Origin of the sequence: Jeotgalibacillus sp. S-D1 (genome assembly GCF_004358665.1) — a bacterium.
Classification (GTDB): Bacteria; Bacillota; Bacilli; order Bacillales; family Jeotgalibacillaceae; genus Jeotgalibacillus.
In genome coordinates, this window is the sequence record NZ_SMZR01000001.1 from 770784 (window position 1) to 795869 (window position 25086).

At 39.7% G+C, this 25086-nt stretch carries 31 protein-coding genes and 1 riboswitch; of the genes, 9 read left to right on the forward strand and 22 right to left on the reverse strand.

All coding sequences use genetic code 11. The features are described from left to right. Positions 1-303: 303 nt before the first annotated feature. On the reverse strand, positions 304-1254 hold the full coding sequence (locus E2R51_RS03975) for a hypothetical protein (protein WP_133375726.1): 951 nt from the start codon (positions 1252-1254) through the stop codon (positions 304-306). An 83-nt stretch (positions 1255-1337) separates the two neighbouring features. Beyond that, positions 1338-1601, reverse strand: coding sequence for a YtzC family protein (locus E2R51_RS03980; protein WP_133375727.1), 264 nt, complete (start codon positions 1599-1601; stop codon positions 1338-1340). A 186-nt stretch (positions 1602-1787) separates the two neighbouring features. Here E2R51_RS03980 and E2R51_RS03985 point away from each other — a divergent pair, with 186 nt between their 5' ends. Beyond that, positions 1788-1913 (forward strand): small acid-soluble spore protein P, encoded by a 126-nt coding sequence (locus E2R51_RS03985; protein ID WP_133375728.1) that lies wholly within the window; start codon positions 1788-1790, stop codon positions 1911-1913. 39 nt (positions 1914-1952) lie between these two features. Here E2R51_RS03985 and speD read toward each other — a convergent pair whose 3' ends face one another. The 7 genes from speD to E2R51_RS04020 all read right to left on the reverse strand — a co-directional run bounded on the left by speD (position 1953) and on the right by E2R51_RS04020 (position 10633). Next, positions 1953-2771, reverse strand: a complete 819-nt coding sequence (gene speD / locus E2R51_RS03990) for an adenosylmethionine decarboxylase (protein ID WP_133375729.1) — start codon at positions 2769-2771, stop codon at positions 1953-1955. Between the two features lie 179 nt (positions 2772-2950). Continuing rightward, entirely contained in the window at positions 2951-4219 is a 1269-nt protein-coding gene (locus E2R51_RS03995; protein WP_133375730.1) for an ATP-binding protein, read from the reverse strand. A gap of 119 nt (positions 4220-4338) precedes the next feature. Then, on the reverse strand, positions 4339-5970 hold the full coding sequence (locus E2R51_RS04000; protein WP_133375731.1) for a thiamine pyrophosphate-binding protein: 1632 nt from the start codon (positions 5968-5970) through the stop codon (positions 4339-4341). Continuing rightward, positions 5967-8771, reverse strand: coding sequence for an EAL domain-containing protein (locus E2R51_RS04005; protein WP_133375732.1), 2805 nt, complete (start codon positions 8769-8771; stop codon positions 5967-5969). The genes E2R51_RS04000 and E2R51_RS04005 overlap by 4 nt, the downstream gene beginning before the upstream one ends. Before the next feature lie 236 nt (positions 8772-9007). Beyond that, positions 9008-9637 carry a metal-dependent hydrolase gene (locus E2R51_RS04010; RefSeq protein WP_133375733.1) on the reverse strand — a complete coding sequence of 210 codons (630 nt, stop codon included), beginning with the start codon at positions 9635-9637 and terminating at the stop codon, positions 9008-9010. Positions 9638-9731: 94 nt separating this feature from the next. Then, positions 9732-10139, reverse strand: a complete 408-nt coding sequence (locus E2R51_RS04015; protein WP_133375734.1) for a sporulation protein — start codon at positions 10137-10139, stop codon at positions 9732-9734. Beyond that, positions 10133-10633, reverse strand: a complete 501-nt coding sequence (locus E2R51_RS04020) for a GNAT family N-acetyltransferase (protein WP_165967132.1) — start codon at positions 10631-10633, stop codon at positions 10133-10135. The genes E2R51_RS04015 and E2R51_RS04020 overlap by 7 nt, the downstream gene beginning before the upstream one ends. A gap of 159 nt (positions 10634-10792) precedes the next feature. On the opposite strand from E2R51_RS04020, the gene E2R51_RS04025 reads away from it, so the two are divergent. Further along, entirely contained in the window at positions 10793-10945 is a 153-nt protein-coding gene (locus tag E2R51_RS04025) for a lmo0937 family membrane protein (RefSeq protein ID WP_133375736.1), read from the forward strand. Between the two features lie 46 nt (positions 10946-10991). On the opposite strand, the gene E2R51_RS04030 is transcribed toward E2R51_RS04025, so the two are convergent. Further along, positions 10992-11930, reverse strand: coding sequence for an LCP family protein (locus E2R51_RS04030; RefSeq protein WP_133375737.1), 939 nt, complete (start codon positions 11928-11930; stop codon positions 10992-10994). A 193-nt stretch (positions 11931-12123) separates the two neighbouring features. On the opposite strand from E2R51_RS04030, the gene msrA reads away from it, so the two are divergent. Beyond that, the gene (msrA, locus tag E2R51_RS04035) at positions 12124-12657 is read left to right on the forward strand and encodes a peptide-methionine (S)-S-oxide reductase MsrA (RefSeq protein WP_133375738.1); all 534 of its coding nucleotides are present in this window, start codon (positions 12124-12126) and stop codon (positions 12655-12657) included. Positions 12658-12726: 69 nt separating this feature from the next. Here the strand turns inward: msrA and E2R51_RS19725 are convergent, their stop codons facing one another. The 6 genes from E2R51_RS19725 to E2R51_RS04060 all read right to left on the reverse strand — a co-directional run bounded on the left by E2R51_RS19725 (position 12727) and on the right by E2R51_RS04060 (position 15758). After that, on the reverse strand, positions 12727-12900 hold the full coding sequence (locus E2R51_RS19725; RefSeq protein WP_165967133.1) for a hypothetical protein: 174 nt from the start codon (positions 12898-12900) through the stop codon (positions 12727-12729). 20 nt (positions 12901-12920) lie between these two features. Next, positions 12921-13661 (reverse strand): 7-carboxy-7-deazaguanine synthase QueE, encoded by a 741-nt coding sequence (queE, locus tag E2R51_RS04040; protein WP_133375739.1) that lies wholly within the window; start codon positions 13659-13661, stop codon positions 12921-12923. Then, positions 13658-14095: a 6-carboxytetrahydropterin synthase QueD gene (gene queD / locus E2R51_RS04045; protein WP_133375740.1), complete on the reverse strand. Its 438-nt coding sequence runs from the start codon at positions 14093-14095 to the stop codon at positions 13658-13660. The genes queE and queD overlap by 4 nt, the downstream gene beginning before the upstream one ends. Then, a complete protein-coding gene (gene queC, locus E2R51_RS04050) occupies positions 14061-14756 on the reverse strand; it encodes a 7-cyano-7-deazaguanine synthase QueC (protein WP_133375741.1) in 696 nt (231 codons plus the stop codon). The genes queD and queC overlap by 35 nt, the downstream gene beginning before the upstream one ends. Before the next feature lie 95 nt (positions 14757-14851). Continuing rightward, positions 14852-14896: riboswitch (PreQ1 riboswitch) on the reverse strand. Between the two features lie 126 nt (positions 14897-15022). Continuing rightward, entirely contained in the window at positions 15023-15280 is a 258-nt protein-coding gene (locus E2R51_RS04055) for a cold-shock protein (protein WP_306462110.1), read from the reverse strand. A gap of 193 nt (positions 15281-15473) precedes the next feature. Further along, the gene (locus tag E2R51_RS04060) at positions 15474-15758 is read right to left on the reverse strand and encodes a hypothetical protein (RefSeq protein WP_133375742.1); all 285 of its coding nucleotides are present in this window, start codon (positions 15756-15758) and stop codon (positions 15474-15476) included. Positions 15759-15950: 192 nt separating this feature from the next. Here E2R51_RS04060 and E2R51_RS04065 point away from each other — a divergent pair, with 192 nt between their 5' ends. Both E2R51_RS04065 and E2R51_RS19730 read left to right on the forward strand, forming a co-directional pair. Beyond that, positions 15951-16166 carry a hypothetical protein gene (locus tag E2R51_RS04065; protein ID WP_133375743.1) on the forward strand — a complete coding sequence of 72 codons (216 nt, stop codon included), beginning with the start codon at positions 15951-15953 and terminating at the stop codon, positions 16164-16166. Positions 16167-16282: 116 nt separating this feature from the next. Next, positions 16283-16447 carry a hypothetical protein gene (locus tag E2R51_RS19730; protein ID WP_165967134.1) on the forward strand — a complete coding sequence of 55 codons (165 nt, stop codon included), beginning with the start codon at positions 16283-16285 and terminating at the stop codon, positions 16445-16447. Between the two features lie 95 nt (positions 16448-16542). On the opposite strand, the gene E2R51_RS04070 is transcribed toward E2R51_RS19730, so the two are convergent. The 6 genes from E2R51_RS04070 to E2R51_RS04095 form a co-directional block, all read right to left on the reverse strand. Beyond that, positions 16543-17412, reverse strand: a complete 870-nt coding sequence (locus E2R51_RS04070) for an SDR family oxidoreductase (RefSeq protein ID WP_133375744.1) — start codon at positions 17410-17412, stop codon at positions 16543-16545. Between the two features lie 42 nt (positions 17413-17454). Then, positions 17455-18111 (reverse strand): phosphatase PAP2 family protein, encoded by a 657-nt coding sequence (locus tag E2R51_RS04075; protein WP_165967135.1) that lies wholly within the window; start codon positions 18109-18111, stop codon positions 17455-17457. Positions 18112-18194: 83 nt separating this feature from the next. Further along, a complete protein-coding gene (thrB, locus tag E2R51_RS04080; protein WP_133375746.1) occupies positions 18195-19124 on the reverse strand; it encodes a homoserine kinase in 930 nt (309 codons plus the stop codon). After that, positions 19121-20182: a threonine synthase gene (gene thrC / locus E2R51_RS04085; protein WP_133375747.1), complete on the reverse strand. Its 1062-nt coding sequence runs from the start codon at positions 20180-20182 to the stop codon at positions 19121-19123. The genes thrB and thrC overlap by 4 nt, the downstream gene beginning before the upstream one ends. Further along, positions 20179-21483, reverse strand: a complete 1305-nt coding sequence (locus tag E2R51_RS04090) for a homoserine dehydrogenase (protein WP_133375748.1) — start codon at positions 21481-21483, stop codon at positions 20179-20181. Before E2R51_RS04090 ends, thrC begins: the two co-directional genes overlap by 4 nt. 153 nt (positions 21484-21636) lie before the next feature. After that, on the reverse strand, positions 21637-22173 hold the full coding sequence (locus tag E2R51_RS04095; protein WP_133375749.1) for a C39 family peptidase: 537 nt from the start codon (positions 22171-22173) through the stop codon (positions 21637-21639). Between the two features lie 81 nt (positions 22174-22254). Between E2R51_RS04095 and E2R51_RS04100 the strand changes: the two genes are divergently transcribed. The 4 genes from E2R51_RS04100 to E2R51_RS04115 all read left to right on the forward strand — a co-directional run bounded on the left by E2R51_RS04100 (position 22255) and on the right by E2R51_RS04115 (position 25065). After that, the gene (locus tag E2R51_RS04100; RefSeq protein WP_133375750.1) at positions 22255-22584 is read left to right on the forward strand and encodes a hypothetical protein; all 330 of its coding nucleotides are present in this window, start codon (positions 22255-22257) and stop codon (positions 22582-22584) included. Positions 22585-22729: 145 nt separating this feature from the next. Then, positions 22730-23149, forward strand: coding sequence for a hypothetical protein (locus E2R51_RS04105; protein WP_133375751.1), 420 nt, complete (start codon positions 22730-22732; stop codon positions 23147-23149). 31 nt (positions 23150-23180) lie between these two features. Next, positions 23181-23561: a DUF1499 domain-containing protein gene (locus E2R51_RS04110; RefSeq protein ID WP_133375752.1), complete on the forward strand. Its 381-nt coding sequence runs from the start codon at positions 23181-23183 to the stop codon at positions 23559-23561. A gap of 1 nt (position 23562) precedes the next feature. Further along, positions 23563-25065, forward strand: coding sequence for a dihydrolipoyl dehydrogenase family protein (locus E2R51_RS04115; protein WP_133375753.1), 1503 nt, complete (start codon positions 23563-23565; stop codon positions 25063-25065). Positions 25066-25086 lie beyond the last annotated feature (21 nt).

Consider the following 25086-nt stretch of genomic DNA (forward strand, 5'->3'; position numbering starts at 1 on the left):
TTTGTATAGGCCATCGAAAAATGACATATGTAAGAGTACGCCGCAACTAATTGTAGAAACTTTTGTTGTTTCATTTACCAGGAATCAAGGTATAGTTCAGTATATTAAATAATACAGGAGGGTTTATTTATGAAAATTAAAGTGAAGAGCTGGAGAATGTTAAGTAGTCAGGACAAGCTGTTTATTCTTGAAGCAGTAAGTCATCGTTCAAAAACAAAAAGCCTGATGAAATCTGTTTCGTAAAGAGAAAATAAAAAAGCATCCCTTTGATGAGATGCTTGCGTTTTTACTATTTTTTTCATGCTAGCCTTGAATTATCTCAGTAAGTTCTTGTTTTATTTCATTAATCTGCTGATTTACTTGAGTTTGCTGGCTTTTTAGATCCCGGCATATGGTTTCTACCTGGTCAATCATTTTGTTCACATTATTAATGGAAGAATTTATCCTTGAATGCATGGTCCATTCTGTAAAAATATCGTCAAAAAAGTAGTCAGCAAATGTTAAGAATGATCCTCTATCCACTTTTAACCCTTCAGTCACCGACTCGTTCACATCCTGCAATTCAGCTTCAAATCGATGTAATTCAAGCTGGGCTTTATGTATCGCGTCCTCTGATTCATTTAAAGAGCTATGTTTCATCGCTGTAGCGATTAACCCGCCGCCTAAAAAAGTATCCCATGTTGACATGGACTTAGCCGAGTTTAAATAACCGGCTGCTTTATTTAGAGCCTGAACTGACTTTAATCCTGCTTCATGCGCTTCAGAAATTTCGGTCTCAAGTAATTCCAGGTTGTTTCTTATGTCATACAGTGAATCCAGTTGCTTTCGATCTTTCTGTGAATTAGTTCTAAGCCAATTTTCTTTCTTTTCCATGAGCAGCTTCCATTCACTGTCCAGGCCTACCCATTTAGGATTAGAAATTTTTTGGTTGATGTCCGCCAGTTCATGCTTCAAATCTTCTGTCATTTTTACTGCTTCATTCCACTTAATTTCAGCCTCTGCTGCCTCTGCTATTTCTTTTTCTTTTACCTCTTCCATACTGCCCGACAATTTGCGAAAAGTGTTTATAAAAGAAAAGTGATCGAGATCATGTACTTCCTGCTGTTCTTTGGAGAATTTTTTATAGCAGGTTTCTTTTTTTATTTCTTCAGCATTCAGTTGCTTCTCTAAAATGTTTTTTTTGCGTATTAATTTGTCTCTGGCGTTTATTTCTGACTGTATCGCCAGCTGTTGTTCATTCAAATGATTCCACATTTTCATCCCTCCTTTCTATAGGTACGGATGAAAATGTTGGAAGTTTCACTTTGTATGAATCCGCATAAAAAAGCGGGGTTTTTTTAATGCTTAAGCAAAGTCATTTTATTTTGCATCGTTTGAATTTGAATTCTTTTACGCTGCAACAAGTCTTCCTGTTCTTCGGTTGCATAATTTAATATCTTTTCCAACTCCAAAAAAGCCTTTTCAAGCTCCTGCTGTGCAGATGCGAATTCTTCGGCGTTATTATGTTCCTGCAGAGATGCTTCTTTGTATTGACTCTCTGCAAAATCGATTGCTTCTTCACAATGCAAAAGACAGTCATCTATTGATTGCCTGGTTGCCATAATCGTACCCCCTTATCGGTTATAATTTTGCACAGATGTAGTATGCACTAATGGGGTTATAAAATTTATTGAACAGTTAAAGAAAATCACTTGGATGTTTCAAGAAGATTTTATCCAGCAAAAAAAGATGGATGCTTCGATTAATATGCTGTTTTTTGCGAAAGCTATTGATGGAGGTGAATGATGATGAATGAAAAAAACACGAACAAAAATGATCAAAAATCTTCACAGCCGAAACCATTAAGCGGCTCTCATAAAGTGAAAAATAAAAATCATTCCAGACAGAATAAAAATAGCGGACATGACATGTAAAAAAGTAAGCGCCCTGATCAATAGATCAGAGCGCTTTGTTTATCTGGGGATACGTGGCATATTTTTCCCATAAAAGATTTCGTCCATTTCCATTTTAAGCTTGCTTGTAATTTCTTTTGTTTCTTCCTCATCAAGCTTGTCTTTCTTATAGCCAAATAAGTAATTATTTAAATCAAAATCCTTAAGTTTACATTTTGTATGAAAAATATTTTCTGGGTACACATTGACGTCGATCATGTCATAGTCTTCTTTAATTTCTTCAGGAATAAAATTTTGAATTGAATTAATATCATGATCAATAAACAGCTTATGACCATCCACATCCCGTGTAAAACCTCTTACACGATAATCCATCGTCATAATGTCTGTATCAAAAGAATGAATCAGATAATTTAATGCTTTCAAAGGTGAAATTTCTCCGCAAGTCGACACATCGATATCTGCCCTGAAAGTACTTATCCCTTCATGAGGATGATATTCCGGATAAGTGTGAACCGTTATATGGCTTTTATCCAGTTGCAGGGTGGCAATTGACGGCAGCGGCCCAGGTGACTCCTCAAATTGTTCAGTAGGCACCTCAACAATGGGACCTTCTGAAACCAGAATAGTCACGCTTGCTCCCTGTGGGACATAATCCTGCTTAGCTACGTTTAATACGTGAGCACCGATAATATCCGCCACGTGTGTCAGAATTTTAGTCAGACGGTCTGCATTATATTGCTCATCAATGTATTCGATATAAGCCTCGCGCTCTTCTTTGGACTTTGTATAACATATATCATACATATTAAAACTCAGGGATTTAGTTAAATTATTAAATTCATGCAATTGTATTCGTTTTTCCTGGGAAAGTTTCATGGCAATAACTCCTTCTACTTGCTTGTGTATAATTTGTTTTACCCTTTTGTCTTTTCGCTAAACGAACACGCTTATTTTCATTTAACTTTATTATCATACCATCTTAATTAGTGATATCTCAATTCAAAGAACATAAAAAAGACATTGGGACTTTGGTTTCCAATGTCTTTTTTATGTTCTTATATATTTGCACTTGAAAGCGGCAGCTTAATGATAAAGCATGTACCTGATCCTTTTTTGCTTCTAACTTTTATTTTCCCCTGCATGTTTTGAATAATACTGTAGCTTACCATCATGCCCAATCCCGTGCCTTTGTTTTTCGTTGTGTAATAAGGTTCACCAAGTTTTGATATTTGTTCCGTTGTCATTCCTTCACCATTATCTTCAATCGTGACCAAAACAGCATCTTTTGAATATGAAATCGTTACAAGGACGATACCACCATCTGACATCGCTTCTGCTCCATTTTTAATCAAATTGATGAAGCATTGTTCCAGCTTCGAGTGTTCTCCTAAAACGGTTAATGACGGCTCTTCTTCACCCTTTAATTTCAAATGAACATTCAGTGGTTTACAATATGGTTCCAAGACCTTGATTGACTGCTCAAGTTCTTCATAAACATTCACGTGGTCTTTTTTTTCAGCAGCAGGCTTTGCAAACATCAGGTAGTCATTTATAATATCCACTGCCCGATCGAGTTCCTGCAGACCGAGATCCAAATATTTTTTTCGGGTATCGTGCGTTAAATCCTGTGCATGAAGCAGCTGCATAAAACCTTTTGTAACGGTTAACGGATTACGGACTTCATGCGACATGCTGGCTGCCAGGTGACTCACCACTTCGAGTTTCTTAGTTTTTGCCACCCGTTCAAGCAATTCAAAGTTTTTGGAGACGGTTTCCCATAAAATGATAACTATCAGCATACCGGTTACATTTAATACAAAGAAAGTAAGCTGAACGTTCAGCGGAATAGCTAAAGAAAAATACAGATCAGCTATATAAAGCAATAATGATTCTGATAAGGGCAGCAGTAGAACATTTATTCCTATTCGCTGGAAGATACTCAGCTCTTTGTATTTATTTGCTATCAACAATAAAATGACAGTCAGTAAAGGATACATCACTAATGCAATAAAAAAACCTGAGCCGCCAATCATAAAGCGAATACCCAAAATAGTACTTAACAGCAGCAAAGCGGCTGGCCACCCGCCATATAAAACACCAAGCACAAAGGGGATTCTTCTGAAGTCTACAATCAGCCCTTCTGCTATGTTGGCCGGGAACGCCATACATAAAATAATGGACATTACAGGAAAAAAAATCAGCATCCAGTTTTTTAATTTATCCGTTTCCTGTGTATATTTTAATAAATAAAACATTTGTACCAAAAATAATGGAAGCAGTACAAATAAAAAGTTAATTAACAAATCTTTGGTGATAAATCCCATAAATCATCACACTCACTCTTATATAGAATGGTTTTATACTATTTTATCACAATTTGCTTTTTTAGGTATGATGATTTAGGAATTTAGATACAATTCTGAGTTGCTACGAAGTAGTTTATTTATTTCGAAAAGGATGACAAAAATTTTACTCGATCGCCCATCGGAGGCACATTATTATCTACCAAATCAAATTCAATGACCCTCGGTCCTTTATGTGACAATAATCCCTCAATGTCCTCATTCTCGAGGTCTTTTAAAGATGTAATCCGGACAGCCGGTATATTAAAAGAGTCCACTAAGGCTGCAATAGAAGTTTTTGATTGTGAAAATCGGGGGTGCACTCTTTTATATTGCAGAGCATGTCCGTGATGCACCATTCCAAGACGGGAATTATTTATAACGATGAATGTAATTGGCAGATTGTATTCCTTCGCAGTCAGTATCTCCATGCCGTGCATGAAAAAACATCCATCTCCAGTTATACAGGCGACTTCCTCCTCCGGTTTCGCGAGTGCCAGCCCGATGCTTGACCCAATGCCTGTCCCCATAGATCCATAGTGCACATTTATATCAAATGTGTTCCACTGCTTCACCTCCATATAATGTAGAATGTAAGACATAAATTCACCAATATCAGCAGTATATTTTGTATTTTCAGGGAGAATGGATTGCAATAAAGGAAGCACCGTTTTTGTATCATAGGATGGTTCATTGCATGTCCGCTCCAATTTGGGAGTAATCATATGCTTTTGGCAATCCTCCCGCTGCGGAAGCTTTAAAAGCAGTTCTGCTATCGTTAATTTACAATCGCCCAACACAGGAAGATGGATGTCGTATTTTCTGGTGAACACCGTTGAATCGCGGTCAATTTGAATCACTTTTCTGCCTGCAGTTAATTGATCCTGGTAATTACTCGTAGCTGTTTCCCCAAGGCTTGAACCGATGATTAATATAATGTCATGGCTGCCTTCATGTATGAGCTTTACTGCTTCTGAATGGCCGGCAAATCCATAAATCCCTTTATGAAGCGGATGGTCAGTAGGAATAAGGCCTTTTGCCTGCGGGGTGGTGACAAATGGCCAGTCTAATAATTCTGCTAACTGTACAGCTTCCCGGGCTGCTCCTCTGGCACCGTTTCCAATAAACAGTACACCATTTTTATCTTTTATTTCATCAGCTGCTGCCTCAACGTCTTTTTTAGATGGAATACATGGTGAGTATATTGGAAATTCCGGCAGTTCTACTGGAGAAGAGGGCTGAAGCTGAACATCGATTGGGAGTGCCAGATGGACAGGACCAGGCACACCGTCAAAAGCTATATTCACCGCTTTTTCAAGTTCACTTACCAGGTCTTTGCCGTGAGTTACGGTTTTACTGTATTTTGTAACCGTAGAAAAAACAGGTGTGGCATTCAGCTCTTGGGAGGCGTTCCAGCCCAGAGTCGATAATGGCACAGAACCGGTTAATATTAGCAAGGGTATTTGTTCCCTTGATGCGTTTGCTGCACCTGACACGAGATTCATAGCGCCAGGTCCGCTGCATCCAATTACTACTCCAAGCTTGCCTGAGTATTTTGCATAGGCTGAGGCCATAAATGCAGCCGCTCCTTCATGCTTTGCGATTACCGGTGTAAGACTGGGACGATCATATAATTCATCAAAAATTGCATTAACAGATCCTGCGGGAATTCCAAACAGATAGTCTATCTGGCCTTTTAATAAATAATCTACAATATGTGCTGCGTTTTTCACTCTGTCACCTTCTCCTGTATGAATAAGCCATTTTTCAATAGCTCTAAAAGTTCTTTTGCCGGCACTGCCCTGCTGAAATAATATCCCTGCATTAAGTAACAGCCCCCGTCCATTAAAAGATCTATTTGTTCTTTAGTTTCAACGCCTTCTGCAATAACATCGTAATTCAACTGTTTTGCAAGATAAATGATGGTGGAGTTAAGTGCAGCAACATGAGGCTGATGAGTCATATTTTCCACAAAGGATCTGTCTATCTTCAATGCATCAATTGGAAAGTCCTTTAAATAGCGCAGTGAGCTGTAGCCAGTCCCAAAGTCGTCAAGCGATAATCTCAAACCAAGCTTTTTTAATTCTTTTAGCTTGGCCACATGCTGCGATTGAAGTAATGTATGCTCGGTCAGTTCAATTTCAAGGGAGGCTGGATTCATATTTGTTTTAGAAATGATCTGTTTAATTGTCTCAACCAGACGCGGATGCTGGATTTGCCTCATTGAAAAATTAACGGCTATATTTAAATCGTAGCCCATATTAGACCATTCTTTCTGCTGAAAAGCCGCTTTCTCTAATATCCATTCACCCAGCTTTAAAATCATGCCTGTTTCTTCAGCTATAGGTATAAATTTCTCCGGGCTGATGCTTCCCCATTCGGGATGATGCCATCTCATTAAGGCTTCAACACCAACAATTTCATTATGTCGAAAGTCTATTTTAGGCTGATAGTGAACTTCGATTTCATTGCGCTCAATTGCTGCATACAAAGCATTTAATATATTTGATCGTTCGATATTTTTTTCCCTCATCAGGCTTGTGAAGTAATGATACGTTCCACCCTGTTCCTTTGCCACGTACATAGCGGTGTCTGCATTTTGAACGAGTTCATCTTCATTGCACGCATCATCTGGAAAAATACTGATTCCAACACTTGCATTGGTAAACAGTTCATGACCCTGAATGCGAAATGGCTCTTCCAGCACATTAATAAAATTAGCAGCGATCTGTCCGAGTTCTGAGGGTTCTTTGACATCTTCAACAAGAATAATAAATTCGTCCCCGCCTATTCTAGCAACCGTTACTCGTTCGGATACAAACTGACGAAATCGTTCTGCTGCCTCATACAATATTAGATCTCCAATTTTATGACCCAATGAATCATTAATCAGCTTAAACCGGTCCAGGTCTAAAAAGAGAACTCCCGCTCTGGCTGCTTTTTCTGCACTGTATTTTATGGCTGATTTCATTTTTTGAGTTAGATAACTTCTATTTGGCAAGTGAGTCAGCAGATCATAATAAGCCTGATGATGAATTTTCTTCTCCATCTGCTTTCTTTCTGTCACATCACGAAATGTGACGACCACTCCACTGTGGGAACCATTACTTTCTATCGGCACCGCCACGTACTCCACATCAATAATTTCACCATTTATACCTGAAAATTTTTCCTGCATAGAGTGTACTTTTTCTCCAAGTTTCAATGATTGATAGATAGGAGATACCATAGAATCGTAGATCTGCTGTTTTTCATTGAAGTGATAGATCACCTCGTCCTGATGCTTGCCTACCATGTCCTCCACTTCACAGCCCAAAAGCGCTGCAGCTATGGGATTGCAGAAGGTGATGAAGCCATGCCTGTTCAGCCCATATATGCCTTCACCCGCTGAGTTTAATATCGATTCATTTTTTTTCCCCAATAATCGAAGATCTTCATTCATTTGCTCCAGGATTTCATTTTTTTCCTGCAGCTCAAATGTACGTGATTCAATTATTTCTTCAAGCTGATCCAAATGAAGAAGGTTGTCCAGCACACTTGCAGTGGCATCTGAAATTGATTCTGCAAGCCGCTGCTGCGATTCAGCATAGGTTTTAGGACCCGAAAATTCAACAACCCCAAGTGTCCCCAGTACTTCCCCACGCGACACCATTGGAATAACATACATTGATGTAAAACCAAACCTTGCAACCGCTTGCTTATGTAGTCTTGAATCTTTTGTCACATCAGGAATTAGAACAGGCTTCTTAGTTCTGACGACTTCGGTAAACACAGGATCAGATGTAAAATCGAGGTTGACTTCAGAATGTGTTTTTTTCCATTCTTCTTCATTCCAATGACTTTCATGGCTGAGTTTTTGCGGGAGAGGGGTTTTAGATTTAAAGTCTCTTAAATGAGCAGCTACATTTTTATTATTTAATGCTTGTCCAATGTATTTAAAACTGGTTTCCAGCACTTCATGAATCGTTTTGCAGCTGGCGAGAGACTTTGTGGCATCAAGCAAAAGCTGTTTATCCTGAACCAGCTTTTGAGAATTTTCCAGAAGTTCTGTATTTCTTATCGCCACCGCTGCCATGGAAACATAAGATTCAAGCGCTTCTACCTCTTCATCACTCAAATGCAGCGGGGACTCATAATCAAATAGAAACACTAAACCGTACATTGAGTCTTCGTAATAAATCGGCATCCCAAAAAGCGATTTAATTTTAAACAAATTAATAGGACGCGGATCGGGTCTGGAGTCTTTGGAGGTGTCTGGAATATAAATCGCTTTTTTGGTATCCAAAATCTCTTGAGCCAAATGATCATATTTGGTGTCAATAATCATTTTATCGAGGGTGATACCATTGAAGTTAACCGGCTTTCCTACATACCCTTGAAAGCAGTTGTTTTCAATGGGCAGATAGATTCCCACCGAATCACAACGGACAATTTCCTCCGAAATCGCTTTGACTACCTGCTCCAGCACCGTGCGTTTATCTAGTTTTGTATGAATCATTTTTGTGATATCTGCCAATCGGGAATAACGATCCACGCTGCCCACATCCTTCTATCATTTACTTCTATTATCGGTTAAATTGTAAAAAAATGAAGCTTTTTGTCATCTACTGTGCAAATTTTTACTTATAAATTATTACTTATGTGTTTTTACTTTCCATTTTACCTCACTTTATCCATTAACTCTATCTTCAAGTGCAGACTGCATAAAAAAACCCGTAAAAGTCAGATTGGCTTCTGACTTTTACGGGTCGGTTGATAGGGAGTTGTGTGTTAAAATTCCCGATTAAAAAGTGGCTGGAACCATCTTACCCCTTTTTTGTTAAACGGAAGACATTTCATATCAAGGATCAAATGGCTCAAATAACCCGCTGCACATGCAAATACAACCCCGTTAATCTGAATGCTTTGCTCCAAGTAATAAGCGATTACTCCGTAAAGAAACAAGCCGACAAAAGAATGCGTCGGCCCTCGGTGCGATAGAAAAGTAGCGGTTATTGTATAAAGTCCAAATAAAAGTAACCATAGCTGGTCCCAGTACCATCCTATTCCGATGAGTGCAAGACCCGACAAAAAAATCATAAATCGCTGATTAATTAAATATCGCGGTACTATAATCATTACTAAGGCTACAGCAATGCCAATCAGACGCATAATATGTTCTAACATGATTAAGCTGTATGTACCAAGCAGTACACCAACAGAAGCCAGCGCGAACCACAGCCATTTTCTGTGAAGCGATATTCTGTTGGAAAGCCTGCCATTTGTATCCAGGTCCGGAACAAGTGCTGAAACGCAGCCGAGCACAATCAATAATCCAGTAGCTGCCGGTGCAGTATCCTGGAGCATTGCTACACTCAGTCCGGCACCTGCTCCTACTAATGAATGAGAAGTCCCTTTCATAATTGTTCATCATCCTATTCTTACTAAAATCATGGTTCCGTTCCATTATATCGAACATATGATCTTATTGCCAGAAAAGTTGATGATAAACGAATTATTTTATGTGGATGATATCTTTATCTTTAGGGTCTACTCCATTTAAAACAAGCACCTTTGTCTGAATAAAGGTCTCGTCCTTTTCAGTGGTCAGCGGGTGATTAGCGGTCAGTTTGAGTTCAAAGGGAATTTCCTTTTTATCTCCAGCTTTAATACTTTTCACGTCTTTGAGGATTACTTGAGTAATTTGTTCATCGTAATAAGAAAAATCACTATCTTCCCTTACTTGACCATCATGCGTTACAAACAAAGTCAGTTCAATACCCTTGATTTCCTGATCAGATTGTCCTCCTGTTACGCAAATTGTACCGATGATCGTATCTCCGGGTGTATAAGCAGTGGATTGAATATACGTCTTTACCTCTGCTCCTTCAAAACCAATGGATGAAAAGAATTTTTCTAACATGTAATCGCCCCCAGTTGTTTTTGATAAAGGGTCATTCCGTTTATGCTTTTAATCTTACTATACCCATTCATTTCATAAAAAGTATTTAATTTTTTGTTATCCATAGAACAATCCAGCCGAATAGCAGGGACATTTTCTTCCATTGCCAATTCCTCTACATATTCCATTATTTTATTGCCAATACTATGACCCATATAGGATGGAATAACTGCTACCCGGTGTAAATAAAAAGTTTGATCATTGTTTTCTCCCCATAATGACAGGTCCCATTTATTCGGCTGCCTGGATACATTAAATGTTGCTATCGGAATGTCTGCATGGAATATAAGAAACGTTTCACCTCTCTCTGCAGCATATGCGATTATTCGATCTTCTTCCCCTAGCAGATACGTATCCCATTGACTGCTTCCCCGCCCCTTAAGCCAGCTCGCAACCGTTTTGATAATGATTAGAGGTTTTTCTGAGTTTGTCGTTCTGACAAATGTATATGACATGTGTTCACCCTTCCTTCTTAAAGGTACTTTATTGTACAATAATTTCATTTATTAATGACTTATTCAATAAAAAAATTTTTTTTGGCAGGATTAACTCGGATATTGTTAGGGTAGAGTATGATTAGACACATTTTAAATGGTCGTTGGGAGGTGTAGAAGATGAGATTGCTTTGGTGGATTATTGTTATTTTAATTATTGTTTGGCTTGCTGGATTCCTACTTGATGTTGCAGGCGGCATTATTCATGTTTTGATTGTAATTGCAATTATTTTGGTTATTTACAACCTGATAACAGGTCGTAAAAAACTGTAGAGAAAGCAAAACGCCTTAAGGGATTGTATTCCCTTAAGGCGTTTTGTTATTTTTCATCAAGAAATTCTTTTAACGCGGCATTATTTGCTTCCCAATCGAGTTCCAGAACTGAACCTACCCCGGGGTAAGATGCATCCCAATACCCATTTTCTACGGGTATGGTGAGGCGGTTAACATCTGCGCCACCGCTTAAAAGTATACGGCTCATAATTTCTATTTGTTTCGTATTGGTCATATTGGTTTGAATATACGGCTGTGCTACTCCTAATAACTTAGGTGTATTCATTACCCCTCTTAAGCTGACAGCATGATCTTTGACAGCTTCAATCACCTTCTGCTGACGATTGACGCGGCCAAAATCTCCTTCCTCATCCGCTCGGAACCTTGCATACCCCAGCAGTTCCTTGCCATTCAGTTTTTGACGTCCCGGCTCAAGACTGACACCAATTTTTTCAGACATTGCCTTTTCAACATCAATCTCTACTCCGTTCGGAGCCAGAGCATCCACCATGCCCTCAAAAGCGCCAAAGTCAATCAACATATAGTGTTCAACATCGATATCAAAATTTTCCTTAATGGTTTGACGAAGCAGTTCAGGCCCGTTTAAATAAAAGGCTGTGTTTAGTTTATAGCTTTGGTAGCCTGGAATATCAACATAGATATCCCTCATTAGAGAAACAAGCTTAATTTCATCATTTTTGCCGTCCCACTGGGCAATCATCATAGTGTCAGAACGTGACTGTTCTTCTCCTCTGCTGTCGACCCCTATTAACAAAACATTTACTTTGCTATCACTGGATTTGACTCCTTGAAATTCTTCTTCAAAACTCATATCCAATCCTTTAGCCTCTTTGGACATTTGTGTACCCAGCCAGTATTGGGTGGTTGAGAATGCTACTATACCAATGGTAAATAAGATGGTCAGAACAAAAAACACTCGACCTTTTCTTAATTTTTTTCTTCTGCGATTCTGTCTTGTTTCCATAGTTCCTCCTGAAATTGCACGTAGGTTTTATTGTAGATCATTTATTAGACGTAAAAGTACTATGATTCGTTACACTTTACAATCCTTTTAACTATTTTGCAACTTTTATTTAAAAGCAAATAAATAGTCCGGTGCAGGTAAAAATGGTAAAATACGCTGATAACAGCTAATTGAAGACAGGGAGGAATTTGAAATGAGCACACCCCAAAAAGCAACCTTCGCCGGCGGCTGTTTCTGGTGTATGGTGAAGCCCTTTGACCAGTATGAAGGAATTCATAAAGTAGTTTCCGGTTACACTGGCGGCCATGTGGAAAATCCTACATACGAACAGGTGAAAAAAGGGATGACAGGCCACCAGGAGGCAGTAGAAATCACCTTTAATCCGCACTTATTTTCTTATGATAAATTACTTGAAATATATTGGCAACAGGTCGATCCTACTGATGATGAAGGACAGTTTCAGGACCGGGGACAGTCCTACCGGGCGAGCATCTTTTACCACACCGAAGAACAGCGCATCAAAGCAGAAAAATCTAAAGAAGCATTAGCTCAAAGCGGCAGGTATAAAAAGCCCCTTGTCACGCCAATCGTCCCTGCAGGCAGCTTTTATGAAGCAGAGGATTTTCACCAGGACTTTTACAGAAAAAGTCCGGATGAATACGAGCAGGACCGTGCGCAATCCGGCAGGGATGATTTTATAAATAAACATTGGCAGTTTAAGGAATAACAAAAGGACCGTCTTATCACTTTTTAAAAATGATAAGATGGTCCTTTTAGTTTATCGCTATTTTTTGTCTTACAGCCAGGTTTTTAAAATAATCCAATCAAAGATCATCCAAAGCCCAACTAATCCCGTTGCAAAGGAAAAAAATAAAATAATGACATTTCGATCTTCATTTTTTTTCTTTAATTGCCACCATAATGACAGTAAGGCAAGAACGGTAAGTGCTAAGCCAGCCAGCATTGACACATCACCCTCCTAATCATTCATTATACGCCGCGCTTATTACCCCAAACAAAAGTATGAAGCTGGGGCAGTACGCGAACCCGATTTAATGCCGGGCGCTCCATAACCCGGTCAATCAGCCATTCATATCTGTTGATCAAATCAGTAACCAGTCGTTGATTGTCCGCTTCCTGTACCTGGTCATTCCCTGTTTGGATATAAAAAGGAGCCTGGGGATAGCGTTCATGCAGCATTTGAGCAAAATTAAGATCCTCTTCATCAAATATGACAACTTTTAATGAAAAGTTTGACGATGCCTCTGAGAGACGATCGATGATGTCGTCTAAAATACCCATATTAGGCTTCATTTTAGAACTTGGCGGTTTGGGTGACAATGTTAACTCATCAATATTCAGGAACCAGTCCTGCCATAAACTTCCCTGTGTTTCCAGAGCCACATCAATCTTTTTATCATGCAAGGCATCTATTAACAGTCCTATGTGACGGATTAATGCAGGGTTTCCCCCGGAAATCGTTACGTGAGAAAAAGATTCGCCGCCCGTTTCGATAAGCTCTTGTAATATAGCGGAAACGGTTAATTGCCGTATTTCATCTTTTGCCGTGCCATCCCATGTAAAAGCTGAATCACACCAGGCACAGCTGTAATCACAGCCTGCAGTCCGAATGAACATGGTCTTTTGGCCTATGACCATTCCCTCGCCCTGAACCGTTGGGCCAAAAATCTCCATCACAGGAATTTTCTTTTCTCGCGTTACCTGTTTCATGACGTTCCTCCATTTTTAGGACGATAAATAACATAGCTGGTAGGCGTTTCCCTCAGGAAAATTTGCAAGCACGTCGGTTTATTAGCTGTTAAGTCCAAATGCTCCTGAATGATTTCATACATGACTCTTGCTACCACTTCTGTAGTTGGAAACCGATTGCTTTCTTCATGGGAAAACCGTTCATCGTCATTTAAAACCCCGTGATCAAACCGATCATGAAGCAGTTCCTTTATCGTCTTAAAGTTTACAAGAAAGCCAGAAGAATTTAATTCATCTCCTGCAACAGTAATATTGGCATAGTAGGTATGTCCATGTACATACCGGCATTTGCCAGCCTCGTCGTCAGGAATTGAATGGGCCGCAGCAAAGTGGAAATCTTTGTTTAATTCATAGGAATATTCATGTGTGGGAGCGGGATAGATTTGCTGTATCATCTGTATTCGCCTCCCTTTTTTCTAAATAGATCTTCATTCCTCTGTTGCGCAATTCACATGCAGGGCAGGTGCCGCAGCCCTCACCCTGGATGCCGTTATAACAAGTTAATGTGTTTTTTTGGACATAATCAAATGCTTCCAGTTTATCTGCCAATTCCCATGTTTCAGCTTTATCTAGCCACATCAATGGTGTATGAATGACAAAGTCTTCTTCCATTGATAAATTAATTGTCACATTTAATGATTTCATAAAGACATCCCGGCAATCAGGGTATCCGCTAAAATCCGTTTCACAAACACCGGTAATTAAATGGCGTGCTTCGATCTGCTTTGCTAACACTGCAGCGAATGACATAAAAAGCAGATTTCTTCCGGGTACAAATGTAGAAGGAAGGTCTCCTTCTTTTTGTTTAATTTCCTGATCATTTCTCGTAAGTGCCGATGGAGCCAACTGGTTTAAAAGACTCATATCTAAAACATGCTGATTAACACCAAGATCTTTGGCAATAGTCTTTGCAACTTCAATTTCCTTAATGTGGCGCTGACCATATTCAAAGGTTACCACTTCTACGTCATCAAATTTCCGTAAAGCCCAGAACAGGCAGGTTGTACTGTCCTGGCCCCCGCTAAAAACAACTAATGCCTTTTTATTTTTGTCCATAAAAAAATCTCCTCTCCTTATACGGTTTATGCCGTTTGAAAGAAGAAAGAGTGTTCACGAAATGTAAGCACTAAAAAAACAGGCTGCCCTGTTAATAGTCCCTAGTTTTTTATAGAGGGATGGTCGCGAACCTCTGTCTCAATCCATTTAGTTTCTATTGTCTTATGATACCACATGTACGTACCTTTGTGCATTCTCAGGCTGTCTTTACCTAATCTTCAATAAAAAACAGTCATTCCCTCTTGTAAGGAAACGACTGTTTCTAATTAAAATTTACGTGGATTTGGAATAACTTCTAGCAATCGTGTACCTTCGTCCATTTTGCTTCCGCAAATAGGACAGGTTGGAGATCCTTCGCTATGACTGGAAAAATTAGCTCTCATCCACCCTTTGCATTCATCAGATGAACATTCCCAGACAGCTGTGTCTTCTTTAACAACCTCTTCTGTTGGTTTACGTTGAAACATATGATAGTCTCCCTTCACGAACCCTGGTCCAAGACCATTTGTTTGATCTGAAATCAAAAAATAAATCACCTACTGTTAAGGCCCAGATATAATCAAGCTTTAACCTAAGTGAAAACGTTATTTTTATGCAAATGGCGCCTACAACCATTGTACTAGATTGGACAGTAATTGTCAAACTGCATGGCTATCCACGTAAAAGAAAAAGCAGCTCTGAAAGTTCAGAACTGCTCATAACTATTTGCTTAACTAATTACAATGATTTATTTTCGGCTGTGTCTTCTTGTTTTTCATTAAAATATTGGACAGAAGTTTGTGCGCCTTCTTCCATCATTTTACTGTCTTCAACATTATATTCTTTCGATTCACTTTTGTTGCGATAATCGCTGATCGATTGCTTAGCTTGACCGGCTAATTCGCTGATTTTTCCTTTAGAATCATTAAATGCAACCATCGCTTTATCACGGTTGTCTTTATTTTTGAAGTAAGCATACCCTGCTGCTCCAAGACCCAGTAGTGCAAATCGTTTTAACGCCATAATCAATGACCTCCTATTTGGTTCATATTAGTGTATTTCCTTTTTTGGTATGCATTAAACCATATTTGTTTTGGAAATTTTCAATTTGATATTCGCAGTTGCTACTATGTAGAGTAATTCACTTGCCTTCCTGATCAGATTGAGTTTAAGCGGCTGTAAAATGGGAATATATCACACTAAGGAGTGATTGAAATGACTAAGAATAATTCAAATCGGACTTCTCAAAAGCTAAAACAGCCAGATCGCATTAACAGTGATAAAGAAAGTATTTTAGACAAAGTTGAAGATGAACAAATGACTGATCCGGTACCGGTCGAAGATTTGGGACAGGAAATGAAGGAAGAAAAAAATAAAACCAAAACCAAGTCTACTTCCTCATCAGAGAAGTCATCTGCAACAAAAAAATAGAAAATATGCAGAATGAATTTATTTTCATTCTGCATATTTTTGTTTTACTGTGATAAAATAATATGTAGGTAATCGTCTGATTGGCGTGTATCTATTATCTTCCTGGAGGTGATAGGATGAACCGGATCGAGCGAGAAGAATCACACTTGCAGCAGGACAACGACAAATCTGAAATCACGGTTAAGGCTCATCAACTTCTTAGCTCTGGCATGAAAGAAGATGAAGTGCAGGAATTGGCTGAATACCGAGACGACGGCTGGGAGTATGTTGACGAACCCTAAAGTAATGGGAAATAATTAAATTGAATAGATGGCTTAAATGAAAACGTCCCTGCATCTTTCCTGCAGGGACGTTTTTACGTCATTTGTAATAATCTTTAATTTGTAACAAATTTTCCACCGTTTATATGAATGGTCTGACCTGTCATATAGGAAGAATCATTCGAGGCAAGCAATACATAGGCCGGAGCCAGTTCTGCAGGCTGACCAGGTCTGCTCATCGGTGTATCGACGCCAAACTTTTCGACTTTATCCGCACCAAAAGTGGATGGGATCAATGGCGTCCAAATCGGTCCTGGTGCAACAGCATTAACGCGGATTTCTTTATCAATTAATGATTTTGACAAAGAACGTGTAAATGTAGTAATTGCTCCTTTAGTAGCTGAGTAATCAATCAAGGTTTCATTGCCATCGTAAGCTGTCACAGAGCTTGTGTTAATAATTGTGCTTCCTTTCTTTAAATGAGGCAGCGAAGCTTTTACCATATGAAACATAGAGAAAATATTTGTTCTGAATGTTTTTTCCAGCTGTTCAGACGAAATATCTTCAATCGATTGCTGAGGGTGCTGTTCTGCAGCATTGTTAACCAATATATCAAGTGTGCCTAATTCATTCACAGTACTTTTAACAGCCAGTTTGCAGAACTCTTCGTTTCCTACATCACCAGTTAGCAGAACACACTTGCCTCCATATTGCTGAATTTCCTCTTTCGTGCTTTTTGCATCATCATGTTCTTCCAAATACACAATTGCAACATCTGCTCCTTCTTTTGCATATGCGATGGCTGCAGCTTTTCCTATCCCGCTGTCTCCGCCTGTAATTAGCGCTACTTTGCCAGCTAATTTACCGGATCCCTTATAATCCGGATCATTGTGAATAGGTTCTGGATTCATTTTAGCAGTCTCGCCCGGCTGTTTGTTTTGATGTTGTGCCGGCTGTCCATCCGTTTGTCGATTTGAAAATTCCATTATAAGCATCTCCTTTGTATTTTTAATCCTTGTTCTCGATTGTTAGTTTTTCCTTGTTTGATAAAATAGATAACAACTAAAACACATGGTAAGCCATGCTGCTCCCGCTGCAAAGCCAGCAAAAATATCTGATGGAAAATGTACGCCAAGATATACTCTGCTAACTCCAATTAACATAATAATGACAGCAATGATAATTGAAAACGAAATACTGACTGCGAGCCTGTCTACCAGCATAACGATAATAACGGCCAGTGAGCCATACATGATCATCGATCCCATCGCGTGGCCGCTTGGGAAACTAAAACCTCCCTGTTCAATAAATACTCTAAGCGAGGGCCGCTCCCGCTCAAAAGAAGCTTTTAATATCCAATTGATTGCCCCGCCTAAAAGGTTGGCAGATGCTACAAAAACAGCCAGCGCATATCGCTTGTTAACAAGTAAATAAACGCACAATAGAATCGTTAAAACAGTTAATGTAACTGCATCGCCCATATTGGTTATAAATATCCCGATCTTTGTCATGTTTTCGGATTCAGCTTGAGCTATCACTGAAATGATTGAATGATCAAATTCGTGAAGCTCGTTTTCCACCAATCCATCAGCAAACTCAAAAAAAATTAAACCTCCTATAATAATAAGTGCTAATGGAATGGTTATTTTTAATGCTTTTCCTAACTGAAACTTAGACCAATTCACTTGCCAACCTCCAAATTCCTTCATAATAATTTATTGGAATAGTATGGTACTTCCCTTTTTTGACTAAAGAAAAACCACCTATTCTAAATAGGCGGCTGAAGATTTTGCTTTAAAAAGATGGGAGTGACCGTCGTTCCTTCTGTATTCACCTCTGTTTCAATACATGAATATTCAGGAAAGATAGCTTGGAGTTCGGTTTGTAAAGACGGCACTGCTTTTTTTTCAGCAAACAAAATGATGGAAGGACCAGCCCCGCTTATTGTACAGCCATAGGCTCCAAGTGATTTAGCATAATCCCGGATTTTTTCAAAAGAATGGATCCACTTGATTCGGTATGGTTCATGGAATTTATCTTTTTCCATCATCCTTCCCGCCACCTTCCAATCACCGGTCATGATCGCTGACAGCATTACATTGGCGGCTGCGCTTGATGATGAAGCAGATGAATGAGGCAGCTGGGCAGGTATTGACGTTCGTGCAGTAGCAGTGGACAATTCCTGATTTGGAATTAAAATTAATATGCCCGTTGAGTAAGCAGGCAGCTTAACAAAGTCAAGCTCATGCTCCTCATATCTGCTGACTGTTAATCCTCCTACAAGAGCTGCAGAAACATTATCCGGATGGCCCTCAATATCGCTTGCTATTTTCACTTTTTCTTCATCACTTAAATCCAGTCCAAGCAGTTGTTCAGCAATGGTAATGCCTGCAGCGATTGCAGCAGCACTGCTTCCAAGCCCTCTCGATAATGGTATGGAGGAATGAACTGTCAAAGAAGCTTCAGGTGCTGTTTTATTGAATATTGCTTCAACTTTCTTAATGGTTGACATAATAAGATTATCATCACCGATTGATAGTAGCTGATGTGATTCATTTTCATATTTTATTTCCCATTTGAATGAAGGCTGCACATATACGTTCTGATATAAATTAATTGCCAAACCGATTGAATCAAACCCCGGACCCAAGTTAGCAGTCGTAGCCGGGACTTTAACTTGAAATGGGGTGAACGTCATTGCTTTACTCCCCCTCTTAACTCATTTCTAAGCTCATGGATATTGGCTTTAATTTTTACCGGTTCAAGATCAGTTACATTTATCGCAGTTTCAGGGTCTTTAAGTCCATTCCCTGTCAATACCGCCACCACTGTGCTTCCTTTTTTTATTAAGCCCGCTGCTATTTGTTTCTTTAAGCCAGCAATTGGTGCGCAGGAAGCTGGTTCTGCAAATACACCTTCCCTTTTTGCAATTAACTGATAAGCTTCTAAAATCTCTTCATCTGTCACCGCAAGAATATTACCCGAGGATTCTTCTAACGCATCAAGGGCCAATTTCCAGCTGGCAGGGTGTCCAATTCGAATTGCGGTTGCAACAGTCTCCGGCTGCTCTACAATTTTGTTATTGACAATAGGTGCTGCCCCTGCAGCCTGCACACCCAGCAGCTCAGGACGCTCTCCTCCCATTTTCGCCTGGTATTCCGTGAAGCCCTTCCAATAAGCTGAAATGTTTCCTGCATTGCCGACCGGAAGAGCCAGAAGGTCTGGAGCTTTCCCCAGCTGATCAATTACTTCAAAAGCAGCCGTTTTTTGACCTTCCAGCCTAAATGGATTAACGGAATTAACAAGCGTGATATCTTCTTCTTCGCTTATTCGACGGACAAGTGTCAATGCTTCGTCAAAGTTTCCATCAATCGAAACAATGTCAGCCCCGTACATTCTGGCCTGAGCCAGTTTACCAAGGGCAATTCTGCCGTCTGGGATGACTACAATGGTGCGCAGTCCAGCCCGTGCTCCATAAGCCGCTGCCGCTGCTGAAGTATTTCCAGTAGAAGCACATATGATTGCTTTACTTCCTGCTTCTTTTGCTTTTGCTACTGCCATTACCATGCCTCTGTCTTTAAAAGACCCGGTGGGATTCGCGCCTTCGAGTTTGACGTGGAGATTAATTCCCCATTCTTCAGATAAATGATGAAGCGGAATTAAAGGTGTATTGCCTTCTAAAAGACTAACATCAGGTGTTTGTGCAGTTACGGGAAGCCACCCTTCATATTCTTTAATTAATCCTCTCCATCTCATGCTCTGACCCCTCCTTCTACACGGTATTGACTAATAATTTCTTTAACTGAACCAGACGATTGCAGGTCAGAAATAATGGACTGATGATTCTTTCTCGATAGTGAATGCGTGATCAGGATGACCTCAGCCTCCCCTGCTTTTTCACCCGGCCGCTGAATAATGGATCCGAGGCTGGCATGATGCCTGCTGTAGATTGAGGTTAACTCTGAAAACACCCCAATCTCGTCTCTTACTAACAGCCGGTGGAAAAATTGTGCGTGCTGCTCAGCTTCTCCTTTAATTAAGCGTGGGTTCATCGCGTCGTGACTTCTCATGCCGCCTACACCTAAAAGAAGATTTCGACAGGCAGCTAAAATATCTGATACGACTGATGTCGCAGTTGGCATAGAGCCTGCTCCCGGACCATAAAACATTGTTTCTCCTACAGCATCGCCATAAATATATACGGCATTATATTCATTCCGCACCGAGGCAAGAGGATGAGAAGAAGTCAAAAACACAGGTTCAACTGATACATCAATGCCATCCTGGTCTCTTTCGGCAAAACCAAGCATTTTTACACTATACCCGAATTGTTCAGCCAACTGTAGATCTTCTGTTGTAATAGCTGTCATCCCATTGACGGCGACATCCTCAAGCTCCACTTCCATCGAAAATGCCAATGATGCCAGGATCGCCATTTTTCTTGCTGCATCCAGACCTTCAACGTCTGAAGTTGGATCACTTTCCGCAAAGCCCAGTGCCTGCGCTTTCGACAGAGCTTCTTCGTATGACCAGTTTTCTTCTTTCATTTTTGTTAAAATGTAATTGGTGGTTCCATTGACGATTCCCATTATTCCTGAGATTCGGTCTGACGCCAGTCCATCTTCCAGCGTGCGTATAATCGGAATTCCTCCAGCCACACTTGCTTCATAATATAAATCACAGCTATTATCATGCGCTAGTCTTAAAAGAGAGTGGCCATGCAGGGCCATCAAGTCTTTATTTGCTGTAATAACAGGTTTTCCAGCAGAAAGTGCTTGTTCAATTGCTTCCCGGGCTTCTTCAATTCCACCCATTACCTCAACAATGACGTCAATTGACGGGTCATTAATTACTTCACTTACACTTGTACATAACTTATCTCCATCAAAGTCTGTCCCTCTATCTTTATCCAAGTCGCGTACGACTATTTTACCTATTTTTACTGTTACTCCAAGACGCTGAGTAAGCTCTTTTTCATTATCGCGGATCATCGTTGCAACTCCGCTTCCTACTGTACCAAAACCAAGCATTCCAATCGTAAGATCTTTTTTCGTCATGTGGCACCTGCTTCCACCTCGATATGTATGTTTAACGAGGACAATTGTTTTTAATATACGGACAATTATAACGATTACTGCTACTGGTGACAACCCAAATTAATGAATTTATCAGAATAATAGTTTGCGATTTTAGTGTAATCGTTTACAACGCTAATCTGTTAATCTGTCTGCAAATGGAGTAAAAGCAATCATGGTGAGTACAGGGCTGTTCTTGTCAAAAAGGATTCGCTTTTTAGCATTTTTGTTTTTGCCATGATCAAGCACGATTAGGTAACGCCTGTTTTCTTTTATTTCGTAGCCAATTCCCGTTACCCAGTGATATTTATATTGAAATTGATTACCAAACCAATTAAAAGTAGACCACTGATCGAATTTTATTGCTACCGGACGCTGATGATCGATTTCTTCCATATAATACTCCCACATTTGCACTTTTGTTATTTTCCTGGATGTGCCATAACGGTCAAGCGTGCGGGCAAGCCTGCCGGCAGATAGTCCAAACCAGCCTGTCTTTGATTCAGTGTACCACCGCCTGATCCACAGCGGAGGTTTGCTGTCGGTGGGAAAATAATAATTAATGATTGTGGCGATAGCAGTTGGTCCGCATGCTGATTTTATTCCTCTTTTAGATAAAGAAGCTTCATATTGTGAATAAGGCTGTACACCCTTAATAATTAATTTCAGCATATGATCTACCCCAATTCGAATTATCTAGATACTTCCGCTATAGTATGGCAAAATAAAAATGATCTACAGATAGGAAAGGTTGTGTACGACATTATTAAATTCCTGAATTTTGGAGGAACTATTATCCTTCTGGCAGGAGTTAATCTTCTGCTAATGCTTGCTTTTAACGTGCCTTTTATTGATATCTCAGTAGCGGCGGGTATTGCAGCTATCGTATTGGTAAGGTCCTTCACCTCTCCCGGCAACTTTGCAAAGGCCAACCGCACTGGTACTGTAAACAGCATGGAAACCGTACAGCTTACTGAACAGCGAATACTTATATATCCTAATATTATCCTAAATGCCTGTTTTACGTATACGCTTTTATCCCTGTTAATTGTTATTACAGTCTATTTTGATTACTTTTATTAAACAATAACAGTAAATAAAATAAATTGAACTCTTTCTATTAATTTAGGAAGAGTTTTTGCCTTTATTCGGTTTATTCAGAGGCTCATAAAGGGTATAGGGACACATTGGAGATTATTTTAAATTATTATTAAAGGAGTACTTTATTATGAAAATTCAATCCCCCTGGTTCCTTACAGTACTTAATGCACGTCAATTTGATGCTGAAAGCTGCCAGTATAGTATATGCTTTGTTAATCAAACAAAGAGGACGATCAAAAATTTACGTTACACAACTGCAGGAACCGGTAATATTAATGGCACTACTTCAACCGCCTTTTCAAAAGAGAAACATATAGGCGATTTGGAACCTGAACAAGTAGTCGAAATTGAACAGGTAGAAAAATCAGGGTTTGAAGAAGATCTTCAGTACCATTTTTATGTGGAAGATACTGAAGGTGAATATCACTGTCAGTTTTCCATTCCAAAACATTTAAGAGGCACAGTCCATTCCATCGGTAATTTGCCGGTTGTTCAGCAATGGGGGTATGTGTTTTTCCCTTATGTAAAGCCGCTTGAAAAAATATAAGTACATACATAATAGAAAAAAGAGGTGCGTTATGGGTAAAAAAAACCGTATACGAAATGGGCAGCTTCTTCCGCTGCCAAAAAAACCAAACTGCGTGTCAACGCAGACAGATCAACACGATAAAAAAATGCAACCAGTGCCTTTTAAGGGCGGCATGCAAGAATCTCAGGAACGAATTAAACGCATCCTCCTCTCATTAAACAGGGTGGAGATTAAAACAGATTCCGCAGACTATTTACATGCAATAGTGAAATCGAAATTCTTTAAATTTAAGGATGATGTAGAATTTCTATTTGATGAACAGACCAACCTTGTTCATTTTCGATCTGCTTCAAGGACAGGCCATTATGACTTCGGGGTTAACCGGAAGCGGATGGAGCAGATTTCTGATGAATACAAGGAGGGTAAATAAGATGGAACGATATCAAGTTGTTGTGATTGGCGGCGGTTCTGCCGGTATGACCGCTGCTGCCGGTGCAGCTAATCTGGGAGCTAAAACGGCTCTTATTGAGAAAAAAAATTCATTAGGCGGAGATTGTCTGCATTATGGTTGTGTGCCTTCAAAATCGCTTATTGATGCAGCAAACAGAATTTATACAATGAAAAATTCCGCTGAAATATTCGGATTTTCATTATCAGGAAAACTTGAGTTTAACAAGGTAAAAGAGCATGTAAAATCCGCTCAATCTGTTATCCAGGAGCATGACGGGAACAAGCGGTTCACCGATTTAGGTGTTGATCTCTTTTTTGGAGCTGCCCATTTTCAATCGCCAAACGAAATAAGCATTGGGGATAAGCAGATCATCTGGGCCGAGAAGGTAATCATTGCGACAGGCTCCTCTCCAGTTGTTCCCTCCTCTATCGAAGGAATTGAACAAATTCGATATGTAACGAATGAAACCATCTTTGATCTTGAGGAACTGCCAAAAGAATTGGGTGTTATCGGAGGAGGAACGATTGGTCTCGAGATGGCTCAGGCATTTGCCAGAATGGGAACTAAAGTAACTGTATTTGAAGGGTCTGATCAACTGTTTGCCAAAGAGGATCACGATATATCCACTTTTATGTACAATCTTCTAAAAGAAGAAATAAATATTGAGTTATATTCAAGCGTAACAAAAGTAGAAAATACCGAGGGTAAAATTAAAGTTCATATTGCTTTGCGAAATGGAGAAGAAAAAGAGTATACGGTCGATCAGCTGCTTGTTTCTGCGGGAAGAAAACCGAATACCTCCTCTCTTAAGCTTTCTCAAGCGGGTGTGGCTACTGTAAAAGACTTTATTGAAATTGATGATTCGTTTCGTTCCTCACAGCCGCATATATTTGCTGTTGGGGACGCCATTAACACGCTCCCCTTTACCCATGCAGCCGGTGAAGAAGCAAAAACTGTTATATCAAATGTGTTATTTGGATTAAAAAACACCTTAAATCATGAATTTACCCCATGGGTGACATTTACTTCACCAGAAGTTTTTCATGTCGGCAAAACAGAAAAGCAGGTAAAAGAAGCCGGAACTTCTTATCGGGTTTACAGAGCTCATCTGGAAGAAGTGGACCGCTTTATTACCTCACATGAAACCAGAGGCTTCGTCAAAATCATCACCGATAAAAGGGGCACCATCCTGGGTGCACATGCAGCTGGTTTGGAGGCAGGAGAGTGGATGCAAATAGTTGTTTTCGCCATGAAAAACAAAAAGAAAATCGGCAGTCTTTCCCGCATGATTTATTCTTACCCTACCAAAGCAGGAGCTTTGCAGAGAGCTGCGGATGTCTATTGGAGAGAGAAATTATTTGATGGTCCATTACCAAAATTAACAAAGAAATTCTTCGATATTAAGTATGCGATTACTGGGAAAAAGCTGGATTTGCCTCCCGAAGAACCTGCACCAGCATCTATATCACTTGATAGGAATTAAATTCCAAACAAAAAAGACAGC